The organism is Vannielia sp. SX4, assembly GCF_052828525.1.
Genome location: NZ_CM128247.1, coordinates 3,308,653 through 3,326,288, shown reverse-complemented (window position 1 = coordinate 3,326,288; position 17,636 = coordinate 3,308,653). Strand labels below are relative to the sequence as shown.

Here is a 17,636-nt window from a genome sequence, read left to right as displayed (position 1 = left end):
AGGGGCTGCAGCGCGGCGGCGCATTTTCTTGACCCGTCCCTTGAGAGTGGTAGCGTCCTTCTGACCAATTGGTCAAACAACAAGGCGCCGCACCAAAGCCGCGCCACACAGGGAGGGCCCGCGCCCTCGATACGGAAGACCCGAGGAGTGCGCATGGCTGCCCCAGGAGAAAATCTCAGGATCAACGGAGACAGGCTGTGGGACAGCCTGATGGAGATGGCCAAGATCGGCCCAGGCGTGGCGGGCGGCAACAACCGCCAGACGCTGACCGATGAAGACGCCGAGGGGCGTGCGCTGTTTCAGAGTTGGTGCGAGGCCGCCGGGATGACCATGGGGGTCGACGAGATCGGCAACATGTTCGCCCGCCGCGAGGGCACCGACCCCGATGCGCTGCCTGTCTATGTCGGTTCGCACCTCGATACCCAGCCTACGGGTGGCAAGTATGATGGCGTGCTGGGCGTGCTCGGCGGGCTGGAGTTGGTGCGCACCCTGAACGACCTCGACATCAAAACCAAGCACCCGATCGTGGTGGTCAACTGGACCAACGAGGAGGGCACCCGATTTGCGCCCGCCATGCTGGCCTCGGGCGTGTTTGCGGGCAAGCACACGCTCGAATGGGCCAATGACCGGGTGGACGCCAAGGGCAAGCGCTTTGGCGACGAGTTGGAGCGGATCGGCTGGAAGGGCGAGGAGAAGGTTGGCGACCGGAAGATGCACGCCCTCTTCGAGCTGCACATCGAGCAGGGGCCGATCCTCGAGGCCGAGGGCAAGGACATTGGCGTGGTCACTCACGGGCAGGGGCTGCGCTGGATCGAGTGTACGGTGACGGGCAAGGAGAGCCACACCGGCTCCACCCCGATGCACATGCGCAAGAACGCTGGGCGCGGGTTGGCGCTGGTGACGGAGCTTGTGCATGAAATCGCGATGAAAAATCAGCCCAACGCGGTGGGCGCGATCGGGCATATCGACGTGTATCCGAACTCGCGCAACATCATCCCCGGCAAGGTGGTCTTCACCGTGGACATGCGGACTCACCTGCTCGACAAGCTCAATGGCATGGTCGAGGAGCTGATGGAGAAGGCGCCGAAGCTTTGCGAGGATATCGGTGTTGAATTCTCCGCCGAGATCGTCGGCCAGTTTGACCCGCCCGCTTTTGACGAGGGCTGTGTGAAGGCCGTGCGCGATGCTGCCGAGCGGCTGGGATACAGCCATATGGATATCGTCTCGGGCGCAGGCCACGATGCCTGCTGGATCAACGACCTGTACCCGACCTCGATGGTGATGTGCCCCTGCGTGGACGGCCTCAGCCACAACGAGGCGGAGGAGATCAGTAAGGAATGGGCCACCGCCGGGACGGATGTGCTATTTCACGCGGTGGTCGAGACGGCGGGGATCGTGGAATGAAGAAAGCGCTGATTTTGCTGCCCTTTCTGGCCGCATGCCAGACCACGACGAGCGGCGCTCCGGCCGGATATGCGCCCGCCGACCAGCCTATCCCGGAGAAGGTGATGGCATCGGTTCCGGCGGATGTGCGGCTGGACCAGATCGTGGTGCGGGACGGGTGCTATTACATCTTCTACGAGGGTGCGATCTACCCTGTGACCACCCAAGAGATGCGCGACGGGGGCTTTGACGGGCAGCCCTACTGCATCGGCTAGGAAGGCGGAGATGGGACTGACGGCAGGACTGACGGCACTTGGGATCTTCATCATCGGAGGGAGCGAGCAGGCCTATTGGGACTGGCAGCTCACCCACCCCTATGACCTTGATATCAATGTAAAAGTTCTCGCCCTCGACAAGGACGACCACGAGCGTGACACGATCATGGCGCTGCGCGACCGTGGCGTGAAGCCGGTGTGCTATGTCTCCGTTGGATCGTGGGAGGAATACCGCGACGACAAGGACAGCTTTCCCGAGGAGGTGCTCGGCAAGCCGCTCGGGGACTGGCCCGATGAGCGCTATGTCGACATTCGCGACGACCGGGTGATGAAGATCATGCAGGCCCGGCTGCAGGACTGCGCCGACCGGGGCTTCATGGCCGCGGAGCTTGATAACATGGACGTTTTCGAGAACGATAGCGGCTTTGACATCAGCGAGGAGGCGGCGCTCACCTATGTGAAGAACCTCGCCGCCTACGCCCATCTGCTGGGGCTGGAAGTGGCCCAGAAGAACGCGCCGCAACTGGTGCCGGCGCTGGTGGAGACGATGGATTTCATCATGGTCGAGGAGTGCTACGCCTACGACTTCTGCGACGATCTGAAGCCCTATACCGAGGCGGGCAAGGATGTGTTGGCGATCGAATACGACGATGCGGATCTCGACTGGGACGCGATCTGCGAAGACAGCAAGGCCCGCGGGATAAAGCTGCTTCTGAAGAGCCATGAAATTACGGCGGGCGGTAAGTCCTGCAATTAAAACGGGGAGTTAGACCATGAGCACAGTCATCAAGGGCGGCACGGTGGTGACCGCCGACCTCAGCTATGAGGCCGACGTTCTGGTTGAAGGCGGGCAGATCGTGGAGATCGGCAAGGGGCTGAAAGGCGACGAGGTGCTGGATGCCACGGGCTGCTACGTGATGCCCGGCGGGATCGATCCGCACACCCACCTCGAGATGCCCTTCATGGGCACCTATTCGAGCGACGACTTCGAGAGCGGCACGCGCGCCGGGTTGGCGGGGGGCACGACGATGGTGGTCGACTTCGCGCTGCCGAACCCCGGCGAAAGCCTGCTGGACGCGCTGAAGCGGTGGGACAACAAGAGCACCCGCGCGAACTGCGATTACTCCTTCCACATGGCCGTGACATGGTGGGGGGAGCAGGTGTTCAACGAGATGGCGACGGTCGTGAAAGACCGTGGAATCAACACCTTCAAGCATTTCATGGCCTACAAGGGCGCGCTGATGGTGAACGACGACGAGATGTATTCGTCGTTCCAGCGGCTGGCTGAACTGGGCGCCACGGCGATGGTGCACGCCGAGAACGGCGACGTGGTGGCTGAATTGACCGCCAAGCTGCTGGCCGAGGGCAACACCGGCCCCGAGGCGCATGCTTACTCGCGGCCATCGCAGGTGGAGGGCGAGGCGACCAACAGGGCGATCATGATCGCCGACATGGCCGGCGTGCCGCTCTACGTGGTGCACACCTCCTGCGAGGAGGCGCATGAGGCGATCCTCCGGGCCAAGCAGAACGGCAAGCGGGTCTGGGGCGAGCCGCTGATTCAGCATCTGACGCTGGATGAGAGCGAGTACTTCAACCCCGATTGGGACCATGCCGCACGTCGGGTGATGTCGCCGCCGTTCCGCAACAAGAAGCACCAGGACTCGCTTTGGGCCGGGCTGCAAAGCGGCTCTCTCTCGGTCGTGGCGACCGACCATTGTGCCTTTACCACCGAGCAGAAGCGCTACGGGGTAGGCGACTTCTCCAAGATTCCCAATGGCACCGGTGGGCTGGAAGACCGGATGCCGATGCTCTGGACACACGGCGTGGCGACCGGGCGGCTCACGCCCAACGAATTCGTCGCCGTCACATCAACGAACATCGCCAAGATATTGAATTGCTACCCGAAAAAGGGTGCGATCCTCGTGGGTGCCGATGCCGATATCGTGGTCTGGGATCCGAAAAAGGAAAAGACGATCTCTGCCGGGTCTCAACAATCCTCCATCGATTACAACGTGTTCGAGGGCCAGGAGGTGAAGGGGCTGCCGCGCTTTACCCTGACCCGTGGCCATGTGGCCGTGCATGACGGGGAGATCCGCACGCAGGAAGGCCACGGCGAGTTTGTAGCACGCGAGCCTAACGCAACGGTTAACGAGGCGCTTTCCACCTGGAAAGAGCTGACGGCGCCGCGCCCGGTGGAGCGCAAGGGCATTCCGGCCACGGGGGTTTGATGAGGCGGAAAGTTCTGAGAATACGGAAGAAAACCACGTGAACGATACGGTCATCCGTGCCGAAAACCTCGACCTGACCTTCCAGACGAAGGACGGGCCGGTACATGCCCTCAAGGGGGTTTCGCTCGATATCGGCAAGGGCGAATTCGTCAGCTTCATCGGGCCGTCCGGCTGCGGGAAGACGACCTTTTTGCGCTGCATCGCCGCCCTCGAAACCCCGACGGGCGGCAGCCTGAGCGTGAACGGGATGACCCCGGAGGAGGCCCGCAAATCAAGGGCTTACGGCTATGTCTTCCAGGCCGCCGGGCTTTACCCGTGGCGGACCATCGCGGGCAACATCAAGCTGCCGCTGGAGATCATGGGGTTCGACAAGGCCGAGCAGGAGGAGCGCGTAAAAAACGTGCTGCAACTGGTTGATCTGGAAGGGTTTGGCGGAAAATACCCTTGGCAGCTTTCGGGCGGGATGCAGCAGAGGGCCTCGATTGCCCGGGCGCTGGCCTTCGACGCCGAGATTTTGCTGATGGACGAACCCTTTGGTGCGCTTGATGAAATTGTCCGCGACCACCTCAACGAACAACTGCTGGCGCTCTGGGCGCGGACGGGCAAGACGATAGGGTTTGTTACCCATTCCATACCCGAAGCGGTCTATCTCTCAACCAAGATTGTCGTCATGTCGCCCCGGCCGGGCCGGATCAGCGATGTGATCGACAGCCCGCTGCCTGCCGAAAGACCTTTGGAAATCAGAGACTCAGCGGAGTTTATTGAAGTGGCACACAGGGTGCGTGAGGGGCTGCGAGCAGGGCATTCCTACGATGATTAACCCTGTGAAACCGCCCATGCACAACCGATGCACAACTGATGCACATCCCATGCATACGCACGCTGCATTCAGGAGCATTAACTAATGCACCGCGCGCTCCCCGTTCTGGCGGTTCTCGCCGTGCTGACCGCCATCTGGTACCTCGGTGCGTGGCGGATGAACACACCCTGGGCGCTGGCGCAGGCGGAGCGGGCCGGGGTGGAACTGAGCGCCGGAGAGCTCTTTACCGAGACCATGCGGCAGGAGCGGCCGCGCCTGCCCGCGCCGCACCAAGTGGCGGCCGAACTGTGGAAGACCACCGGCGAGATGGCGCTGCGGGGCCGGGCCTTCAGCAAGCGGAGCCTGATCTACCATGGTGCGATCACGCTGGGGGCCACGCTGACCGGCTTTGCGCTGGGGGTCGCGCTGGGCATTCTCGGTGCGGTGGCGATCACCTACAGCCGGGTGGCGGAGATGAGCCTGATGCCATGGGCGATTGTCAGCCAGACGATCCCGATCGTGGCGCTGGCGCCGATGATCATCGTGCTCTCCAACGCGGTGGGGATCGAGGGGCGAACGGTGCCGAAGGCGATCATCTCGGCCTACCTGTGCTACTTCCCAGTGCTGGTCGGCATGGTGAAGGGGCTGAACTCGCCCTCGGCCAGCCAGCTCGACCTGCTGAAGACCTACAACGCCAGCGGGCGCGACAGCTTCTTCAAGCTGCGGCTGCCGGCCTCGATGCCCTATCTCTTCACCTCGCTGAAGGTAGCGATTGCCGCCGCGCTGGTGGGGACCATCGTCGGCGAATTGCCCACCGGGGCGATCAGCGGGCTGGGCGCGCGGATTTTGATCGGCGACCAGTTCGGCACGCCGTTGGCGATCTGGGCGGCGCTCTTTGCCGCCGCGATCCTCGCGGGCGTGCTGGTGACGGTGATCGGCGGGGTGCAGGCGCTGGTGCTCAAGCGGATGGGGATGGCGCGATGACGGCGGTGGTTGCGGCAGTGGCCTTCTGGCTCGCGGCATGGGGGCTGAACGTGGCGCTCGCCCGCTCGCGCTGGCGTAAGGCCCGCGCGGTGCGGATCGCCGTGCCGGTGATCTTTGGCCTCGCGGTGCTGGCGCTCTGGCAGGGGCTGGTGCGGGGGCTGGAGGTGAGCCCGGTGATCTTGCCGGCGCCAACGGATATTGCCCGCACCTTCGTGACCTCGACCGACGTGCTCTGGCAGGACTTCGTGCAGACCGTGCTGAAGGGGGCGCTCTCGGGCTACCTGATTGGCTGCGGGGTGGCCTTTGTGACGGCCATCGCGATTGACCGCAGCGCCTTTCTGACCGCCGGGCTGCTGCCCATTGGCAATTTCGTGGCGGCGCTGCCGATCGTGGGCATAGCGCCGATCCTCGTGAGCTGGTTCGGCTTTGACTGGCAATCGAAGGCCGCCGTGGTGGTGGTGATGGTCTTCTTCCCCGTGCTCGTGAACGTGGTGCAGGGGCTGAAGGAGACAGAGGCGATGCAGCGCGACCTGATGCGGACTTATGCGGCGAGCTACTGGCAGACGATGGTGAAGCTGCGCCTGCCTGCGGCCATGCCCTTCGTGTTCAATGGGCTGAAGATTGCCACCACGCTGGCGCTGATCGGGGCCATCGTTGCCGAGTATTTCGGCAGCCCGATCCGGGGCATGGGCTTCAGGATTTCGACCGGCGTGGGGCGGCTGGCGATTGACCTCGTCTGGGCCGAGATCGCCGTGGCCGCCCTTGTGGGCACTGCGTTTTATGGCATCGTCGCCATGATCGAGAAACTCGTGACCTTCTGGCACCCGAGCCAGCGGGTTGGTTGAGTGGGAGGAGACCCGCGCCGGGGGGCGCACTGATACCCAAACCAAAAACCAACAAGGAGAGTGACAATGAAAAAATTCGTACTCGGCGCCGGGCTGGCGCTGGCCGCGGGGGCGGCGCAGGCGGCGGATGACGTGACGCTGCAGCTCAAGTGGGTCACGCAGGCACAGTTCGCGGGCTATTACGTGGCCGCCGATCAGGGCTTCTACGAGGAAGAGGGTCTGAACGTGACGATCAAGCCGGGCGGCCCGGATATTGCCCCGACGCAGGTGATCGCCGGTGGCGGTGCCGATGTGATCGTAGAGTGGATGCCCGCTGCGCTGGCCGCGCGGGAGAAGGGGCTGGCGCTGGTGAACATCGCGCAGCCGTTCAAATCGTCGGGCATGATGCTGACCTGCCTGAAGGAAACCGGAATCGAAGGGCCGGAGCAGTTTCCGGGCAAGACGCTGGGCGTCTGGTTCTTTGGCAACGAGTACCCGTTCCTGAGCTGGATGAGCACGCTGGGCATCCCGACCGAGGGTGGCGAGGATGGCGTGGAGGTGCTCAAGCAGGGCTTCAACGTGGACCCGCTGATCCAGAAGCAGGCCGACTGCATCTCGACCATGACCTACAACGAATACTGGCAGGTGATCGACGCTGGCATCCCCGAAGAGGAGCTGGTGACCTTCAAGTATGAGGATCAGGGCGTGGCGACGCTGGAAGACGGGCTCTACGTGATGGAAGAGAACCTCGCTGACGAGGCCTTCAAGGACAAGATGACCCGGTTCGTGCGGGCCTCGATGAAGGGCTGGAAGTGGGCCGAGGAGAACCCGGAAGACGCTGCGATGATCGTGCTCGACAATGACGAGACCGGCGCGCAGACCGAGGGCCATCAGGTGCGGATGATGGGCGAGATCGCCAAGCTCACCGCCGGTTCCAACGGGGCCCTCGACCCGGCCGACTACGAGCGCACGGTGGCCACGCTGCTGGGCGGTGGCTCGGACCCGGTGATCACCAAGGAGCCGGAAGGCGCCTACACGATGGATATCTCGGACGCCGCGCTTCAGTAAGCCGGACCGGGTGGTGGGCAGATTGCCCGCCCTGCAAGACACGGCCCGCCGGGGAGACCTGGCGGGCCTTTTGCATGGTCAGTGGGAGTCAGATGGTTTCGAGGTCGCTGACTTTTTTCATCTGACGCTTGTTGTACCAAGCTTGGTAGTACTGCATCAGCCCGGTCTCCACGCCCATGCGGGTGCGCTTGTCGCTCTCCCAGCCCGACCAGCGCAGGTAGATCTTGTCATCCGACGAGACATTGATGCGGTGGTGGTAGATCCAGATGCAGCCGGAGTGTTTGACGATGGGGCCGTTCACCGGGTCGGGGTGGAGGTAGGTGCGCAGGCGCGAGCGCAGGCCGCCTTCCTGCCCGGTTTCACCGATGTAGAGCACGCGGCCCACCTCGAGTTTGCCGGGGTCTTCGTTGAAGGCATAGAACCCCTCGAAATCGGGGATCAGCTTCATGTCGGCGATCAGGTCGGAGAGGCGGTGCGGTTTGCTCCACTTGATGTGTTGCAGCCAGTCGGGGGCAGCCATTGAGGTTCCTCGCGGGTTGAATCGAAAATTGGTGCTCAAATGCGAGGCGAGTTTAGCAGGCCGGGGCCGTTCGGCAAAGTGACGGTCCGGTAAAATCCGGCGGCCAGCGCCCCGGTGTGGGGCGGCTGGCCGGGCAGGTGGGGTGGAGCGGCGTCAGGCCTGATGGTCGAGCTGGCCGGGGGCTGGGGCCGGGCCGTTCACCGCGCTGAGGCCCGAGGCGTAGCGCGGCGGGGAGGCGCTGGCCGGGGCGGCGGCGGGTGCCTCGGTGCGGCTGGCCTCTGCGGTTTCGGCGCTGGCCTCGGCCTCGCGCGCGGCCTCTTCGGCGGCTTCGGCCTGGGTGGCGGCGGCGCGGGCGGTTTCAGCCGCGCCTTCTGCCTCGGTGGCCTCCTGCGCCTTTTCGCGGGCCTCTTCCTGCAAGCGGAGGATCTCGGCCGTCATCGCGGTGGGGATGCGGGCATATTCCTTCAGCGGCGGAGGCGGGCGGCGCTCGCCATCGGAGCCGAGCACCTCGTCGCGCGCGGTGTCGAGCCGCGCCTTTGCGGGGGCCTCGGCCTTTTCGGGCGGGCGGATATCGGTGGATTGCGAGGCCACCGTGTTTTGCCGGTGGCGTGCGGCCAGCACCTGCGCCGGAAGGGCGAGGGACTGGGACGACTGGCCTTGGGTGTCGAGCCTCACCATGGTCATGTTTTTCAAGCTCCTGCGTTAACGGACCCCATGGCTGACACGATATCTTCATGAGAGTGGGCAAGAGGTTAACGCGGCCCGGAAAAGTGACCTGATGGTTAATGCACCGGGCTGGTGGGGCGGCTCAGGTGCGGATCACGAAGCCACGGGCGATGTGGCGGCGGACGAAGACGATCATCAGCACGCCGGGCAGCAGCGAGAAGACAGTCATCGCCATCACGAGGCCGATATCGGTGCGGAAGGAGAAGAGTGCGTTGATCGCCATGGTGATCGGCTTGCCGCCGGTGCCGGTGAGGATGCGGGCGAACACCACCTCGACCCATGAGAAGATGAAGCAGAAGAAGGCTGCCACGCCGATGCCGGGCGCGATGGCCGGGATCAGCTTGGAGAAGAAGAAACCGGGCAGAGACTGGCCGTCGAGAAAGGCGGTTTCGTCGAATTCGCGGGGCACGGCGGAGATGAAGCTCTCCAAGATCCAGATCGCGATGGGCAGGTTGAAGACGCAATGCACCAGCGCGATGCCGACGGGCGTGTTCACCAGCCCGAGGTTGGCGAAGAGGATGAAAATCGGCAGCGAAAGCACCACCGGCGGCGTGACCCGGAAGGCGAGCATGAGGAACAGCACGTGCCGATCGCCGGTGAAGCGGTAGCGCGAGAAGGCATAGGCCGCGGGCAGACCGGCGGCGAGGCAGAGCGCCACGTTGAGCGTGACGTAGATGAAGCTGTTGCCGATGGAGGCCACCAGCGCGGGCGTGTCGAAGATGCGGGCGTAGTTCATCAGCGTGAACTGCCCGGTCTCCAGCCCGTCCTGCGGCAGGGTGGCGGTGAAGGAGAGCACCACCGTCTGCACCAGCGGCAGGGCGATGAAGAGCAACAGCGCCGCAAGGGCGAGCGTGCGTGCGGCGGCGCTCATGGCGTGCGCCTGCGGGTGACCTGCACGAAGGCCCAGACCACGGTGATGACGATCAGGAAGTAGGTCATCGCCCGCGCCGCCGCCGAGCCGTAGCTGTAGGCGTTGATGTCTTCGCCGAGGTCGAGCGAGAGGAAGGTGGTGGCGCCCTGCGGCCCGCCCGCGTTGATCCGGAAGGCCTCAGTGTAGATCATGAAGCTGTCGACGAAGCGGAGCAACAGCACGATGGCGAGCGCCCCGGCGATCTTTGGCAGCTCGATGTGGCGGAAGATGGCGGCGCGGGAGGCGCCGTCGATCTCTGCCGCCTGATAGTAGGGGCGGGGGATGGCGGAGAGGCCGGCGTAGGAGAGGATCACCACGAGGCCGAGCCAGTGCCAGGTGTCCATCGTCACGATCAGCGCCCATGTGTGGAGCGCGGTGAACTTGTAATCGAACCCGGCGGCGATGAGTGACGGCCCCACCAGCCCCTGCGGCCCGACGAGGGTGAGCCACATGCCGGGGATCATGTTCCACGGCACCACGAGCGGCATGGCGAGCGCCATGAGATAGAGCGTGGGGTGGCGGGTGGAGCGCAGAAGCAGCGCCACGGCGATGCCCAGCGGCACCTGAATGGTGAGCACCACGGCGGAGAACAGCGCGGAGCGGGCGAGCGAGGCCCAGAAGCGCTGCGAGGTGATGATCTCGCCATACCATTCCAGCCCGATCCAGTAGCGGCTCTCGAGCGTGAAGATGTCGTGGAAGGAGTAGTTGAGCACGGTCAGCAGCGGGATGACGGCCACGAGACCCATGATGGCGATGGCGGGCAGAAGCAGCAGCCAGGCGCGGTTGCTGTGGGGCGTCATCAGGAAATAGATGTCGTTAACATGTAATCAGTTGGCGGTGGATTGCGGGGCGAGTCAAGCGGCCGGACGGGCGGAAAGCGGGTTCTCTTTGCAATTTGTTAACCGTTGCACTATCTAAGTGACCGAACGACAACAAGAATATCGGCAGGCTCACAATGCTTACCTATGTCCGGCATGCTTGGGCGGAGTATCTTCGCCCCATGCTGCAACGCCCTCGGCGTTTGCAGGTCGGCGCGCTGTGCTATCGCAAGAGCGGTGGCGAGAAGCAGGTTTTGCTGGTGACGAGCCGGGGTACGGGCCGTTGGATTATCCCCAAGGGCTGGCCGATGCGCGGCAAGGATGCCGCCGGCGCGGCGCTACAGGAAGCCTGGGAAGAGGCCGGGGTGCGCAGCCAGAAGCGGCCCAAGGCGGCGATCGGCAGCTACACCTACGAGAAGACCCGCGACGAAGGCTGGGGCGTGCCGGTGGAGACACTGGTCTTTCCGGTCAAGGTCGAGGAGCTGGCCGAGGAGTTTCCCGAGGCCAGCGAGCGGCGGCGCAAGTGGGTCAGTCCCAAGGATGCCGCCAACATGGTGCAGGAGCCCGAACTGCAGGAGATCCTGCGCGGGCTCTGAGACGCGCGCGTGGTTGACTCCGCTCCCCCCCGCAGGGCAGGTGATGCCCCAGACTGACTGAGGGGGGATGCCTGTGTCCGAGACCGACTATGATGCCAGCCATATGGAGACGCTGGACCGCGACCTCGGCCGCATCTCCAACCTCGAGCTTGCCACCAGTTACGTGGCGCGGCCGATGGTGGGCTATGGCGTGGCCTTCGTGTTCGTGGTGCTCGCCGGGCTTCTGGCGGCGCTGCTCTTCGGCCAGACCTCCAGCACCTTCATCGTGATCATCGCTGCCGTCTTCGGTGCCTACATGGCGCTGAACATTGGCGCAAACGACGTGGCCAACAACATGGGGCCGGCGGTGGGGGCGAACGCGCTCACCATGGGCGGGGCCATCGCCATTGCCGCCGTCTTCGAGAGCGCAGGCGCGCTGATTGCGGGGGGCGACGTGGTGGGCACCATCGCCAAGGGCATCATCGCGCCCGAAAGCATGGGCTCGGCCAATGTGTTCGTCTGGGCGATGATGGCGGCGCTGCTCTCCTCGGCGCTCTGGGTCAACCTTGCCACATGGGTCGGGGCGCCGGTTTCGACCACCCACTCGGTCGTGGGCGGGGTGATGGGCGCGGGCATTGCCGCCGCGGGCTTTGCTGCCGTGAGCTGGGGCACGATGGGCGCGATTGCCGCGAGCTGGGTGATCTCGCCGGTGCTGGGCGGGGTCATCGCCGCCGGGTTCCTGTGGTTCATCAAGTCGAACATCATCTACGTCGAAGACAAGATCGCCGCCGCCCGCCGCTGGGTGCCGGTGCTGGTGGGCATCATGGGCGGAGCCTTTGCCAGTTACATCGCTTTGAAGGGTATCAAGAAGCTCATCAAGATCGACCTGCTGACCGCGCTGGGCGCAGGCCTTGCCGTGGCAGTGCTGATATGGCTGGTGATGATCCCGGTGATCCGCCGCCAATCGGAAGGGCTGGAGAACCGGAACCGCTCGCTGAAGGTGCTCTTCGGCATTCCACTCATCGTTTCCGCCGCGCTCCTCAGCTTTGCCCATGGCGCGAATGACGTGGCCAACGCGGTGGGCCCGCTCGCCGCCATCGTGCAGGCGCTGGGCACCGGGGATTTCACCGATGCGGTGGCCATTCCCTATTGGGTGATGGTGATCGGGGCGCTGGGCATCAGCTTTGGCCTCTTCCTCTTCGGCCCCAAGCTGATCCGGATGGTGGGCAGCCAGATCACCAAGCTGAACCCGATGCGGGCCTACTGCGTGGCGCTCTCGGCGGCGATCACCGTGATTGTCGCCAGCTGGCTGGGTCTGCCAGTGTCGTCGACCCATATCGCCGTGGGCGGGGTCTTTGGCGTGGGGTTCTTCCGCGAGTGGGATTATGACCGCCGGATGCGGCGAGCCCGGGGCAGCCTGCCCGCGCGGCCCGAGCACGGCGCCGAGGAGCGGCGGCGGCGCAAGCTGGTGCGGCGGAGCCATTTCATGACAATCGTGGCCGCATGGATCATCACCGTGCCGGCAGCTGCGCTGCTTTCGGCGGTGCTGTTCTGGGGCATGGTCAACATTGCTGGATAGGAGAAGGTCATGACGCTCAAGGTTTATCTCTCGGGTGAGATCCACACCGATTGGCGTGAGGAGATCATCGCGGGGTGTGCGGGGCTGGACGTTTCGTTCAGCGCGCCGGTGACGGATCACGCGGCGAGCGATGATTGTGGCGTGGCCATTCTGGGCGCGGAGCCGAACAAGTTCTGGCATGACCACAAGGGTGCGAAGCTGAATGCGATCCGTACGCGGCGGGGCATCGAGCAGGCTGATGTGGTGGTTGTGCGCTTTGGCGAGAAGTATAAGCAGTGGAATGCGGCGTTCGACGCCGGGATGGCCGCCGCGCTGGGCAAGTCGCTGATCGTGCTCCACGGGGCCGAGCATCAGCATGCCTTGAAAGAGGTGGATGCGGCGGCGCTGGCGGTGGCGGAGCGGCCGGAACAGGTGGCGCAGATGTTGCGCTACGTGCTGGAAGGCGAGTTGCCGGGGTAGCCGCCCGCCTTCCGCAATTTCCCGCGTTCAGCCCTTGGCGAGTGCGTCGTATACCGCCGTCTCGAAGGCCATGTAGCCGGTGAAGGAGGCCGCATCGGCAAAGGGTAGGATCTGGGTGGCCCAATAGCCGCCCACGCCATTCTGGCGGTCAATCCAGTAGAAGCAGTTGGCCAGCCCGGCCCAGCCGATGGCCCCGGCGGGACGGCCAGTCGGAGCCTGCTCGCAGTTGACCATGAAGCTGTAGGACCAGTCCTTTGGCGCACCGGGGAAGAACTCGGCATCGTTGGAGAGCGAGGGGATCACGCCGGGCAACATGGTGACCTTCTGGGGCGGAACAAGCGCGCCTTTCACGGCCCACTCCACCGTTTCGGCCTTCAGCACCTGACCGTTGGGGCCTGCGCCGTCGTTCAGCCACATGCGGATGAACTTCATGTATTCGGGCACCGTGCCGTAGAGCCCGTGGCCGCCCATGTGGACCTCGGGATCATCGGGCAGGGCGAAGTCGTCCATCGGGGTCAGGCTGCCATCCTCGCCGCGGGCGTGGATGGTGGCGGTGCGGTCCTTCATCTGCGGTGTTCGGGTGAAGGCGATGTCTTGCATGCCGAGCGGGGCGAAGATGCGCTCGGCCATGACCTCGCCCAGCCGTTTGCCGCGGATGCCCTCGACCACCTGGCCGACCCAGTCGATGTTGGAGCCATACTCCCAACGCTCGCCGGGATCGAAGAGCAGGGGCGTTTCGATGCAGGCGCGGGAGCCGGTGACGACCGAGGGCTGGCCCTGCTCGGTCGCGAGGCGGCAGTAGGTGTCGTTGAAGAAATCATAGCCGAAGCCCGCGGTGTGCAGCAGGAGCTGGCGCGTGGTGACGTCGGACTTGGGCGCGCGGAGGCGGGGTGTGCCATCGGCCTCGAAGCCGTCGATCACCTGGAGGGCGCCGATGGCGGGGGCGTAGTCCTTGGCGGGGGCGTCGAGGTCGAGCAGGCCCTCCTCCACGCATTGCAGGGCGGCGGTGCCGGCGATGGCCTTGGTGGTGGAGAAGATGGCGAAGACGGTGTCTTCGGTCATGGGGTCGCCGCCGATGCGGCGCTCGCCTGAGCTGCCTGCGTAGATGTCGCCGTCCCGGTCGGTGACCATGGCGACGATGCCGGGCACGCGGGTGTCGCCGGTGGCGAGATCGTTCAGCACGGCGTCGCACCGTGTGGTGATGTCGGATGTGATGGTGTCTTTCATGAGATCCTCCCTTGATCGCGTGGTGGGGAGGGTAGCGCGGGCAGGGCGGCGCGGCTGTTCGGGATCGGCAGGGACTATCCGGTTTCGGAAGGAAAGTCAGTGACGGGTGCGGGCGCGGGTGTGCGAGGGCAGCTCGCCGAAGCGGTCGCGGTAGCGTGCTGCGAGCGCCCCGAAGTTGGCGAAGCCCCAATCGGCGGCGATCCGGCTGACGGTGTGGCTTGGCGGGGCGGTTTCGAGCGCGTGCTTCAGCCCGTCGAGGCGGCGGGCGGCGAGGAAGTCGCGGGGCGACAGACCGCGAAAGCGTCGGAAGCTGCCGGAGAGGGTACGGGCCGATACGCCGACGCGGGCGGCGACCTCGCCGATGGAGGGGGCCTCGCGGGCCTCGGCCTCCATGATCTCTTCGGCGCGGCGCACGTAGCCGGGCGCGGCGGCGCGGGCGCCGTCCTCGAGCCGCACGCCCGCCTCTGCGGCCCAGAGGCAGAGCAGTTCGACGCAGAGCATCTCTTCGATGTGGCGCGACAGGGCGGTGGTGGTGGCGACCGGGCCGGGGCGGGTGAGCGCGCGGGCGGCGTAATCGAGCAGAGACAGCCACGCGCTGCCCGGGCCGCCGATCTTGACGCGGCTGGTCCAGAGGTCATCCCCCGGCACGAAGCCGAACCAGCGCTCGGCGGTTTCGGCCATCACATCGTGGGGGATGGTGAGGTTGAGCTGCATGTGGTCGGCATCGCCTTCGAGCCAGTAGTCGGTGCGGGAGCAATCCACCACGAAGCTCTCGCCCGCCCCGGTAGCGACGGAGCCGCCGGTGGTGGAATGGTCGAGCGCGCCGCGCAGGGTGTTGAGGACGAGGATGTTGCCGGCCTCGGGATCGAACCGGTCAAGGTGGATGCCGGTGCCATAGGCGAAGCGGGTCATGGTGATGCGGCCAGCGCGCGCGGAGATCATGGTGGCGTCGGGCCGGGAGAGCCGCTCCAGCGGGCGGACGCGATAGGGCATGTAGACGGTGCGGCAGAAGGCTTCGACCTCGTCCCAGTCGGTCGAGCGGGACCGGGCGCCGTGGCGGATCCGCGCGCCGAGGGTATCCCGGATCAGGGCATGTTCAAGCATGGGCGCCGCTCCTCCTCGTCACGGTGCATGGCGAGCAGGGTAGCACCTTTGCGCGGAATTTGACGCTGGACTTTGGAAGGGGGGAAGGCCGGGCGTTTCGGCCCGGCCTTCTGAATGGTCGCATAGTGGGCAGGTTGCCCACTTTATTTGTTGGCGCGGTTCTCGATCAGCTCGTCGACCACGGAAGGGTCGGCCAGGGTGGAGGTGTCGCCGAGGGCGCCGTAGTCGTTTTCGGCGATCTTGCGCAGGATGCGGCGCATGATCTTGCCCGAGCGTGTTTTCGGCAGGCCGGGGGCCCATTGGATGAGGTCGGGGGAGGCGATGGGGCCGATCTCGGTGCGGACCCAGGTGCGCAGCTCCTTCTTCAGCTCCTCGGACGGCTCCTGTCCGTTCATCAGGGTGACGTAGCAGTAAATGCCTTGGCCCTTGATCTCATGCGGGTAGCCCACCACGGCGGCTTCGGCGACCTTGGCGTGGGCCACAAGCGCACTCTCCACCTCGGCGGTGCCCATCCGGTGACCGGAGACGTTGATCACGTCATCCACCCGGCCGGTGATCCAGTAGTCGCCATCGGCATCGCGGCGGCAGCCGTCGCCCGAGAAGTAGTAGCCCTTGTAGTCGGAGAAATAGGTTTTCTCGAAGCGGTCATGGTCGCCCCAGACGGTGCGCATCTGGCCGGGCCAGCTGTCTTTGATCGCGAGCACGCCCTCGGTAGGGTAGTCGTGGATCTCTTCGCCGGTGGTCGGCTCCAGCACCACGGGCTGGACGCCGAAGAAGGGCTTCATCGCCGCGCCGGGCTTGGTGGCATGGGCGCCGGGCAGGGGGGTCATCATGTGGCCGCCGGTCTCGGTCTGCCACCATGTATCGACGATGGGGCATTTGCCCTTGCCGACCACGTCATTGTACCAGTTCCAGGCCTCGGGATTGATCGGCTCGCCGACGGTGCCCAGCAGCTTGAGGCTGCTCAGGTCGCAGCCGGTGACGTAGTCGTCGCCCTGGCCCATCAGCGCGCGGATGGCGGTGGGGGCAGTGTAGAACTGGGCGACCTTGTGCTTTTCGACCACCTGCCAGAAGCGGGAGGCGTTGGGGTAGGTGGGCACGCCCTCGAACATCAGGGTGGTCGCGCCGTTCGCCAGCGGGCCGTAGACGATGTAGGTGTGGCCGGTGACCCAGCCCACATCGGCGGTGCACCAGTAGATATCGCCCTCGTGGTAGTCGAAGCTGACCTCATGGGTCAGGGAGGCGTAGGTGAGGTAGCCGCCGGTGGTGTGGACGACACCCTTGGGTTTGCCGGTGGAGCCCGAGGTGTAGAGGATGAAGAGCGGGTCTTCGGAATTCATCGGGCGGGCCGGGCAATCGGGCGCGGCGGTTTCCATCAGTGCCTTCACGTCCACGTCGCGGCCGTCGATCCAGGTGGTCTGGTCGCCGGTGTGCTTGACGACGAGGCAGCGGACCTTGTCGGAGCAGTGCAGCAGGGCGGCGTCGGTGTTGCTCTTGAGCGCCGTCACGCGGCCGCCGCGGGGGGCGGTGTCGGCGGTGATCACCAGCTTGGCGCCGCAGTCGTTGATCCGGTTGGCCAGCGCGTCGGGCGAGAAGCCGGCGAAGACGATGGAGTGGATCGCGCCGATCCGGGCGCAGGCCAGCATGGCATAGGCCGCCTCGGGGATCATCGGCAGGTAGATCACCACGCGGTCGCCGCGCATGACGCCTTGGCTCAGCAGCACGTTGGCCATGCGGCAGGTCTTTTCGTGCAGCTCGGCATAGGTGATGTGCTGCGCGGGTGTTTCGGGATCGTCCGGCTCGAAGATGATCGCGGTCTGGTCGGCGCGCTTTTCGAGGTGGCGGTCGATGCAGTTGGCGGAGACGTTGAGCACGCCGTCCTCGTACCACTTGATCGACACGTCATCGGACTTGAAGGTGGTGTTCTTGATCGTGGTGGGGAAGGTCATCCAGTCGAGCCGACCAGCCTGCTCCTTCCAGAAGCCCTCGGGGTCGTTCACCGAGGCGGCATACATCTCTTCGTACTTGGCAGCGTCGACCTTGGCGTTGGCGGCAAAATCGGCGCTGGGCGGATAGGATTTGGTTTCGGTCATCAGGTCCTCCTCTCGGCCGCGGCGCCTGACTGCGCTCTGCTGGCCGGTCTTCCTCTATGCCATG

Annotated in this window: 18 protein-coding genes; 11 read left to right on the top strand and 7 right to left on the bottom strand. The window is 65.1% G+C overall.

Annotated features, from left to right (window positions below):
• Positions 1 to 153 precede the first annotated feature (153 nt).
• The 8 genes from ACUXVX_RS16405 to ACUXVX_RS16370 all read left to right on the top strand — a co-directional run bounded on the left by ACUXVX_RS16405 (position 154) and on the right by ACUXVX_RS16370 (position 7,561).
• A complete protein-coding gene (locus ACUXVX_RS16405; RefSeq protein WP_446309130.1) occupies positions 154 to 1,404 on the top strand; it encodes a Zn-dependent hydrolase in 1,251 nt (416 codons plus the stop codon).
• Positions 1,401 to 1,658: a hypothetical protein gene (locus ACUXVX_RS16400; protein WP_446309129.1), complete on the top strand. Its 258-nt coding sequence runs from the start codon at positions 1,401 to 1,403 to the stop codon at positions 1,656 to 1,658. The genes ACUXVX_RS16405 and ACUXVX_RS16400 overlap by 4 nt, the downstream gene beginning before the upstream one ends.
• A gap of 10 nt (positions 1,659 to 1,668) precedes the next feature.
• Complete coding sequence (locus ACUXVX_RS16395; protein WP_446309128.1) at positions 1,669 to 2,415, top strand: endo alpha-1,4 polygalactosaminidase; 747 nt, start codon at positions 1,669 to 1,671, stop codon at positions 2,413 to 2,415.
• A 16-nt stretch (positions 2,416 to 2,431) separates the two neighbouring features.
• Positions 2,432 to 3,886 (top strand): dihydropyrimidinase, encoded by a 1,455-nt coding sequence (gene hydA, locus ACUXVX_RS16390; protein WP_446309127.1) that lies wholly within the window; start codon positions 2,432 to 2,434, stop codon positions 3,884 to 3,886.
• A gap of 37 nt (positions 3,887 to 3,923) precedes the next feature.
• A complete protein-coding gene (locus ACUXVX_RS16385) occupies positions 3,924 to 4,706 on the top strand; it encodes an ABC transporter ATP-binding protein (protein ID WP_446309126.1) in 783 nt (260 codons plus the stop codon).
• A gap of 84 nt (positions 4,707 to 4,790) precedes the next feature.
• Complete coding sequence (locus tag ACUXVX_RS16380) at positions 4,791 to 5,669, top strand: ABC transporter permease (RefSeq protein WP_446309125.1); 879 nt, start codon at positions 4,791 to 4,793, stop codon at positions 5,667 to 5,669.
• Positions 5,666 to 6,514: an ABC transporter permease gene (locus ACUXVX_RS16375; RefSeq protein WP_222468543.1), complete on the top strand. Its 849-nt coding sequence runs from the start codon at positions 5,666 to 5,668 to the stop codon at positions 6,512 to 6,514. Before ACUXVX_RS16380 ends, ACUXVX_RS16375 begins: the two co-directional genes overlap by 4 nt.
• A gap of 66 nt (positions 6,515 to 6,580) precedes the next feature.
• Entirely contained in the window at positions 6,581 to 7,561 is a 981-nt protein-coding gene (locus tag ACUXVX_RS16370; protein ID WP_222494341.1) for an ABC transporter substrate-binding protein, read from the top strand.
• A gap of 88 nt (positions 7,562 to 7,649) precedes the next feature.
• Here ACUXVX_RS16370 and ACUXVX_RS16365 read toward each other — a convergent pair whose 3' ends face one another.
• The 4 genes from ACUXVX_RS16365 to ACUXVX_RS16350 form a co-directional block, all read right to left on the bottom strand.
• Positions 7,650 to 8,081: a hypothetical protein gene (locus ACUXVX_RS16365; RefSeq protein WP_222468545.1), complete on the bottom strand. Its 432-nt coding sequence runs from the start codon at positions 8,079 to 8,081 to the stop codon at positions 7,650 to 7,652.
• Between the two features lie 153 nt (positions 8,082 to 8,234).
• A complete protein-coding gene (locus ACUXVX_RS16360; RefSeq protein ID WP_446309124.1) occupies positions 8,235 to 8,765 on the bottom strand; it encodes a hypothetical protein in 531 nt (176 codons plus the stop codon).
• Between the two features lie 124 nt (positions 8,766 to 8,889).
• Entirely contained in the window at positions 8,890 to 9,678 is a 789-nt protein-coding gene (locus tag ACUXVX_RS16355; protein WP_446309123.1) for a carbohydrate ABC transporter permease, read from the bottom strand.
• Complete coding sequence (locus tag ACUXVX_RS16350; RefSeq protein WP_446309122.1) at positions 9,675 to 10,517, bottom strand: carbohydrate ABC transporter permease; 843 nt, start codon at positions 10,515 to 10,517, stop codon at positions 9,675 to 9,677. Before ACUXVX_RS16350 ends, ACUXVX_RS16355 begins: the two co-directional genes overlap by 4 nt.
• 200 nt (positions 10,518 to 10,717) lie before the next feature.
• Between ACUXVX_RS16350 and ACUXVX_RS16345 the strand changes: the two genes are divergently transcribed.
• The 3 genes from ACUXVX_RS16345 (at position 10,718) to ACUXVX_RS16335 (ending at position 13,148) form a co-directional block, all read left to right on the top strand.
• Complete coding sequence (locus ACUXVX_RS16345; RefSeq protein WP_261384613.1) at positions 10,718 to 11,131, top strand: NUDIX hydrolase; 414 nt, start codon at positions 10,718 to 10,720, stop codon at positions 11,129 to 11,131.
• Between the two features lie 103 nt (positions 11,132 to 11,234).
• Positions 11,235 to 12,689 carry an inorganic phosphate transporter gene (locus ACUXVX_RS16340; RefSeq protein WP_446311555.1) on the top strand — a complete coding sequence of 485 codons (1,455 nt, stop codon included), beginning with the start codon at positions 11,235 to 11,237 and terminating at the stop codon, positions 12,687 to 12,689.
• 9 nt (positions 12,690 to 12,698) lie between these two features.
• The gene (locus ACUXVX_RS16335; RefSeq protein WP_446309121.1) at positions 12,699 to 13,148 is read left to right on the top strand and encodes a YtoQ family protein; all 450 of its coding nucleotides are present in this window, start codon (positions 12,699 to 12,701) and stop codon (positions 13,146 to 13,148) included.
• 27 nt (positions 13,149 to 13,175) lie between these two features.
• Here ACUXVX_RS16335 and ACUXVX_RS16330 read toward each other — a convergent pair whose 3' ends face one another.
• The 3 genes from ACUXVX_RS16330 to acs form a co-directional block, all read right to left on the bottom strand.
• On the bottom strand, positions 13,176 to 14,375 hold the full coding sequence (locus tag ACUXVX_RS16330) for a serine hydrolase domain-containing protein (protein WP_446309120.1): 1,200 nt from the start codon (positions 14,373 to 14,375) through the stop codon (positions 13,176 to 13,178).
• A gap of 96 nt (positions 14,376 to 14,471) precedes the next feature.
• Complete coding sequence (locus ACUXVX_RS16325; RefSeq protein WP_446309119.1) at positions 14,472 to 15,479, bottom strand: AraC family transcriptional regulator; 1,008 nt, start codon at positions 15,477 to 15,479, stop codon at positions 14,472 to 14,474.
• A gap of 143 nt (positions 15,480 to 15,622) precedes the next feature.
• Positions 15,623 to 17,572, bottom strand: coding sequence for an acetate--CoA ligase (gene acs / locus ACUXVX_RS16320; RefSeq protein WP_222468554.1), 1,950 nt, complete (start codon positions 17,570 to 17,572; stop codon positions 15,623 to 15,625).
• Positions 17,573 to 17,636: the final 64 nt, after the last annotated feature.

Bases quoted from the DNA above. Each gene is read 5' to 3' on its own strand.
- hydA (WP_446309127.1), top strand. From the start codon at position 2,432: ATGAGCACAGTCATCAAGGGCGGCACGGTGGTGACCGCCGACCTCAGC.
- ACUXVX_RS16400 (WP_446309129.1), top strand. From the start codon at position 1,401: ATGAAGAAAGCGCTGATTTTGCTGCCCTTTCTGGCCGCATGCCAGACC.
- ACUXVX_RS16325 (WP_446309119.1), bottom strand. From the start codon at position 15,479: ATGCTTGAACATGCCCTGATCCGGGATACCCTCGGCGCGCGGATCCGC.
- ACUXVX_RS16345 (WP_261384613.1), top strand. From the start codon at position 10,718: ATGCTGCAACGCCCTCGGCGTTTGCAGGTCGGCGCGCTGTGCTATCGC.
- ACUXVX_RS16330 (WP_446309120.1), bottom strand. From the start codon at position 14,375: ATGAAAGACACCATCACATCCGACATCACCACACGGTGCGACGCCGTG.
- ACUXVX_RS16380 (WP_446309125.1), top strand. From the start codon at position 4,791: ATGCACCGCGCGCTCCCCGTTCTGGCGGTTCTCGCCGTGCTGACCGCC.
- ACUXVX_RS16340 (WP_446311555.1), top strand. From the start codon at position 11,235: ATGGAGACGCTGGACCGCGACCTCGGCCGCATCTCCAACCTCGAGCTT.
- ACUXVX_RS16335 (WP_446309121.1), top strand. From the start codon at position 12,699: ATGACGCTCAAGGTTTATCTCTCGGGTGAGATCCACACCGATTGGCGT.
- ACUXVX_RS16360 (WP_446309124.1), bottom strand. From the start codon at position 8,765: ATGACCATGGTGAGGCTCGACACCCAAGGCCAGTCGTCCCAGTCCCTC.
- ACUXVX_RS16355 (WP_446309123.1), bottom strand. From the start codon at position 9,678: ATGAGCGCCGCCGCACGCACGCTCGCCCTTGCGGCGCTGTTGCTCTTC.
- ACUXVX_RS16365 (WP_222468545.1), bottom strand. From the start codon at position 8,081: ATGGCTGCCCCCGACTGGCTGCAACACATCAAGTGGAGCAAACCGCAC.
- ACUXVX_RS16375 (WP_222468543.1), top strand. From the start codon at position 5,666: ATGACGGCGGTGGTTGCGGCAGTGGCCTTCTGGCTCGCGGCATGGGGG.
- ACUXVX_RS16395 (WP_446309128.1), top strand. From the start codon at position 1,669: ATGGGACTGACGGCAGGACTGACGGCACTTGGGATCTTCATCATCGGA.
- ACUXVX_RS16405 (WP_446309130.1), top strand. From the start codon at position 154: ATGGCTGCCCCAGGAGAAAATCTCAGGATCAACGGAGACAGGCTGTGG.
- ACUXVX_RS16350 (WP_446309122.1), bottom strand. From the start codon at position 10,517: ATGACGCCCCACAGCAACCGCGCCTGGCTGCTGCTTCTGCCCGCCATC.
- ACUXVX_RS16370 (WP_222494341.1), top strand. From the start codon at position 6,581: ATGAAAAAATTCGTACTCGGCGCCGGGCTGGCGCTGGCCGCGGGGGCG.
- acs (WP_222468554.1), bottom strand. From the start codon at position 17,572: ATGACCGAAACCAAATCCTATCCGCCCAGCGCCGATTTTGCCGCCAAC.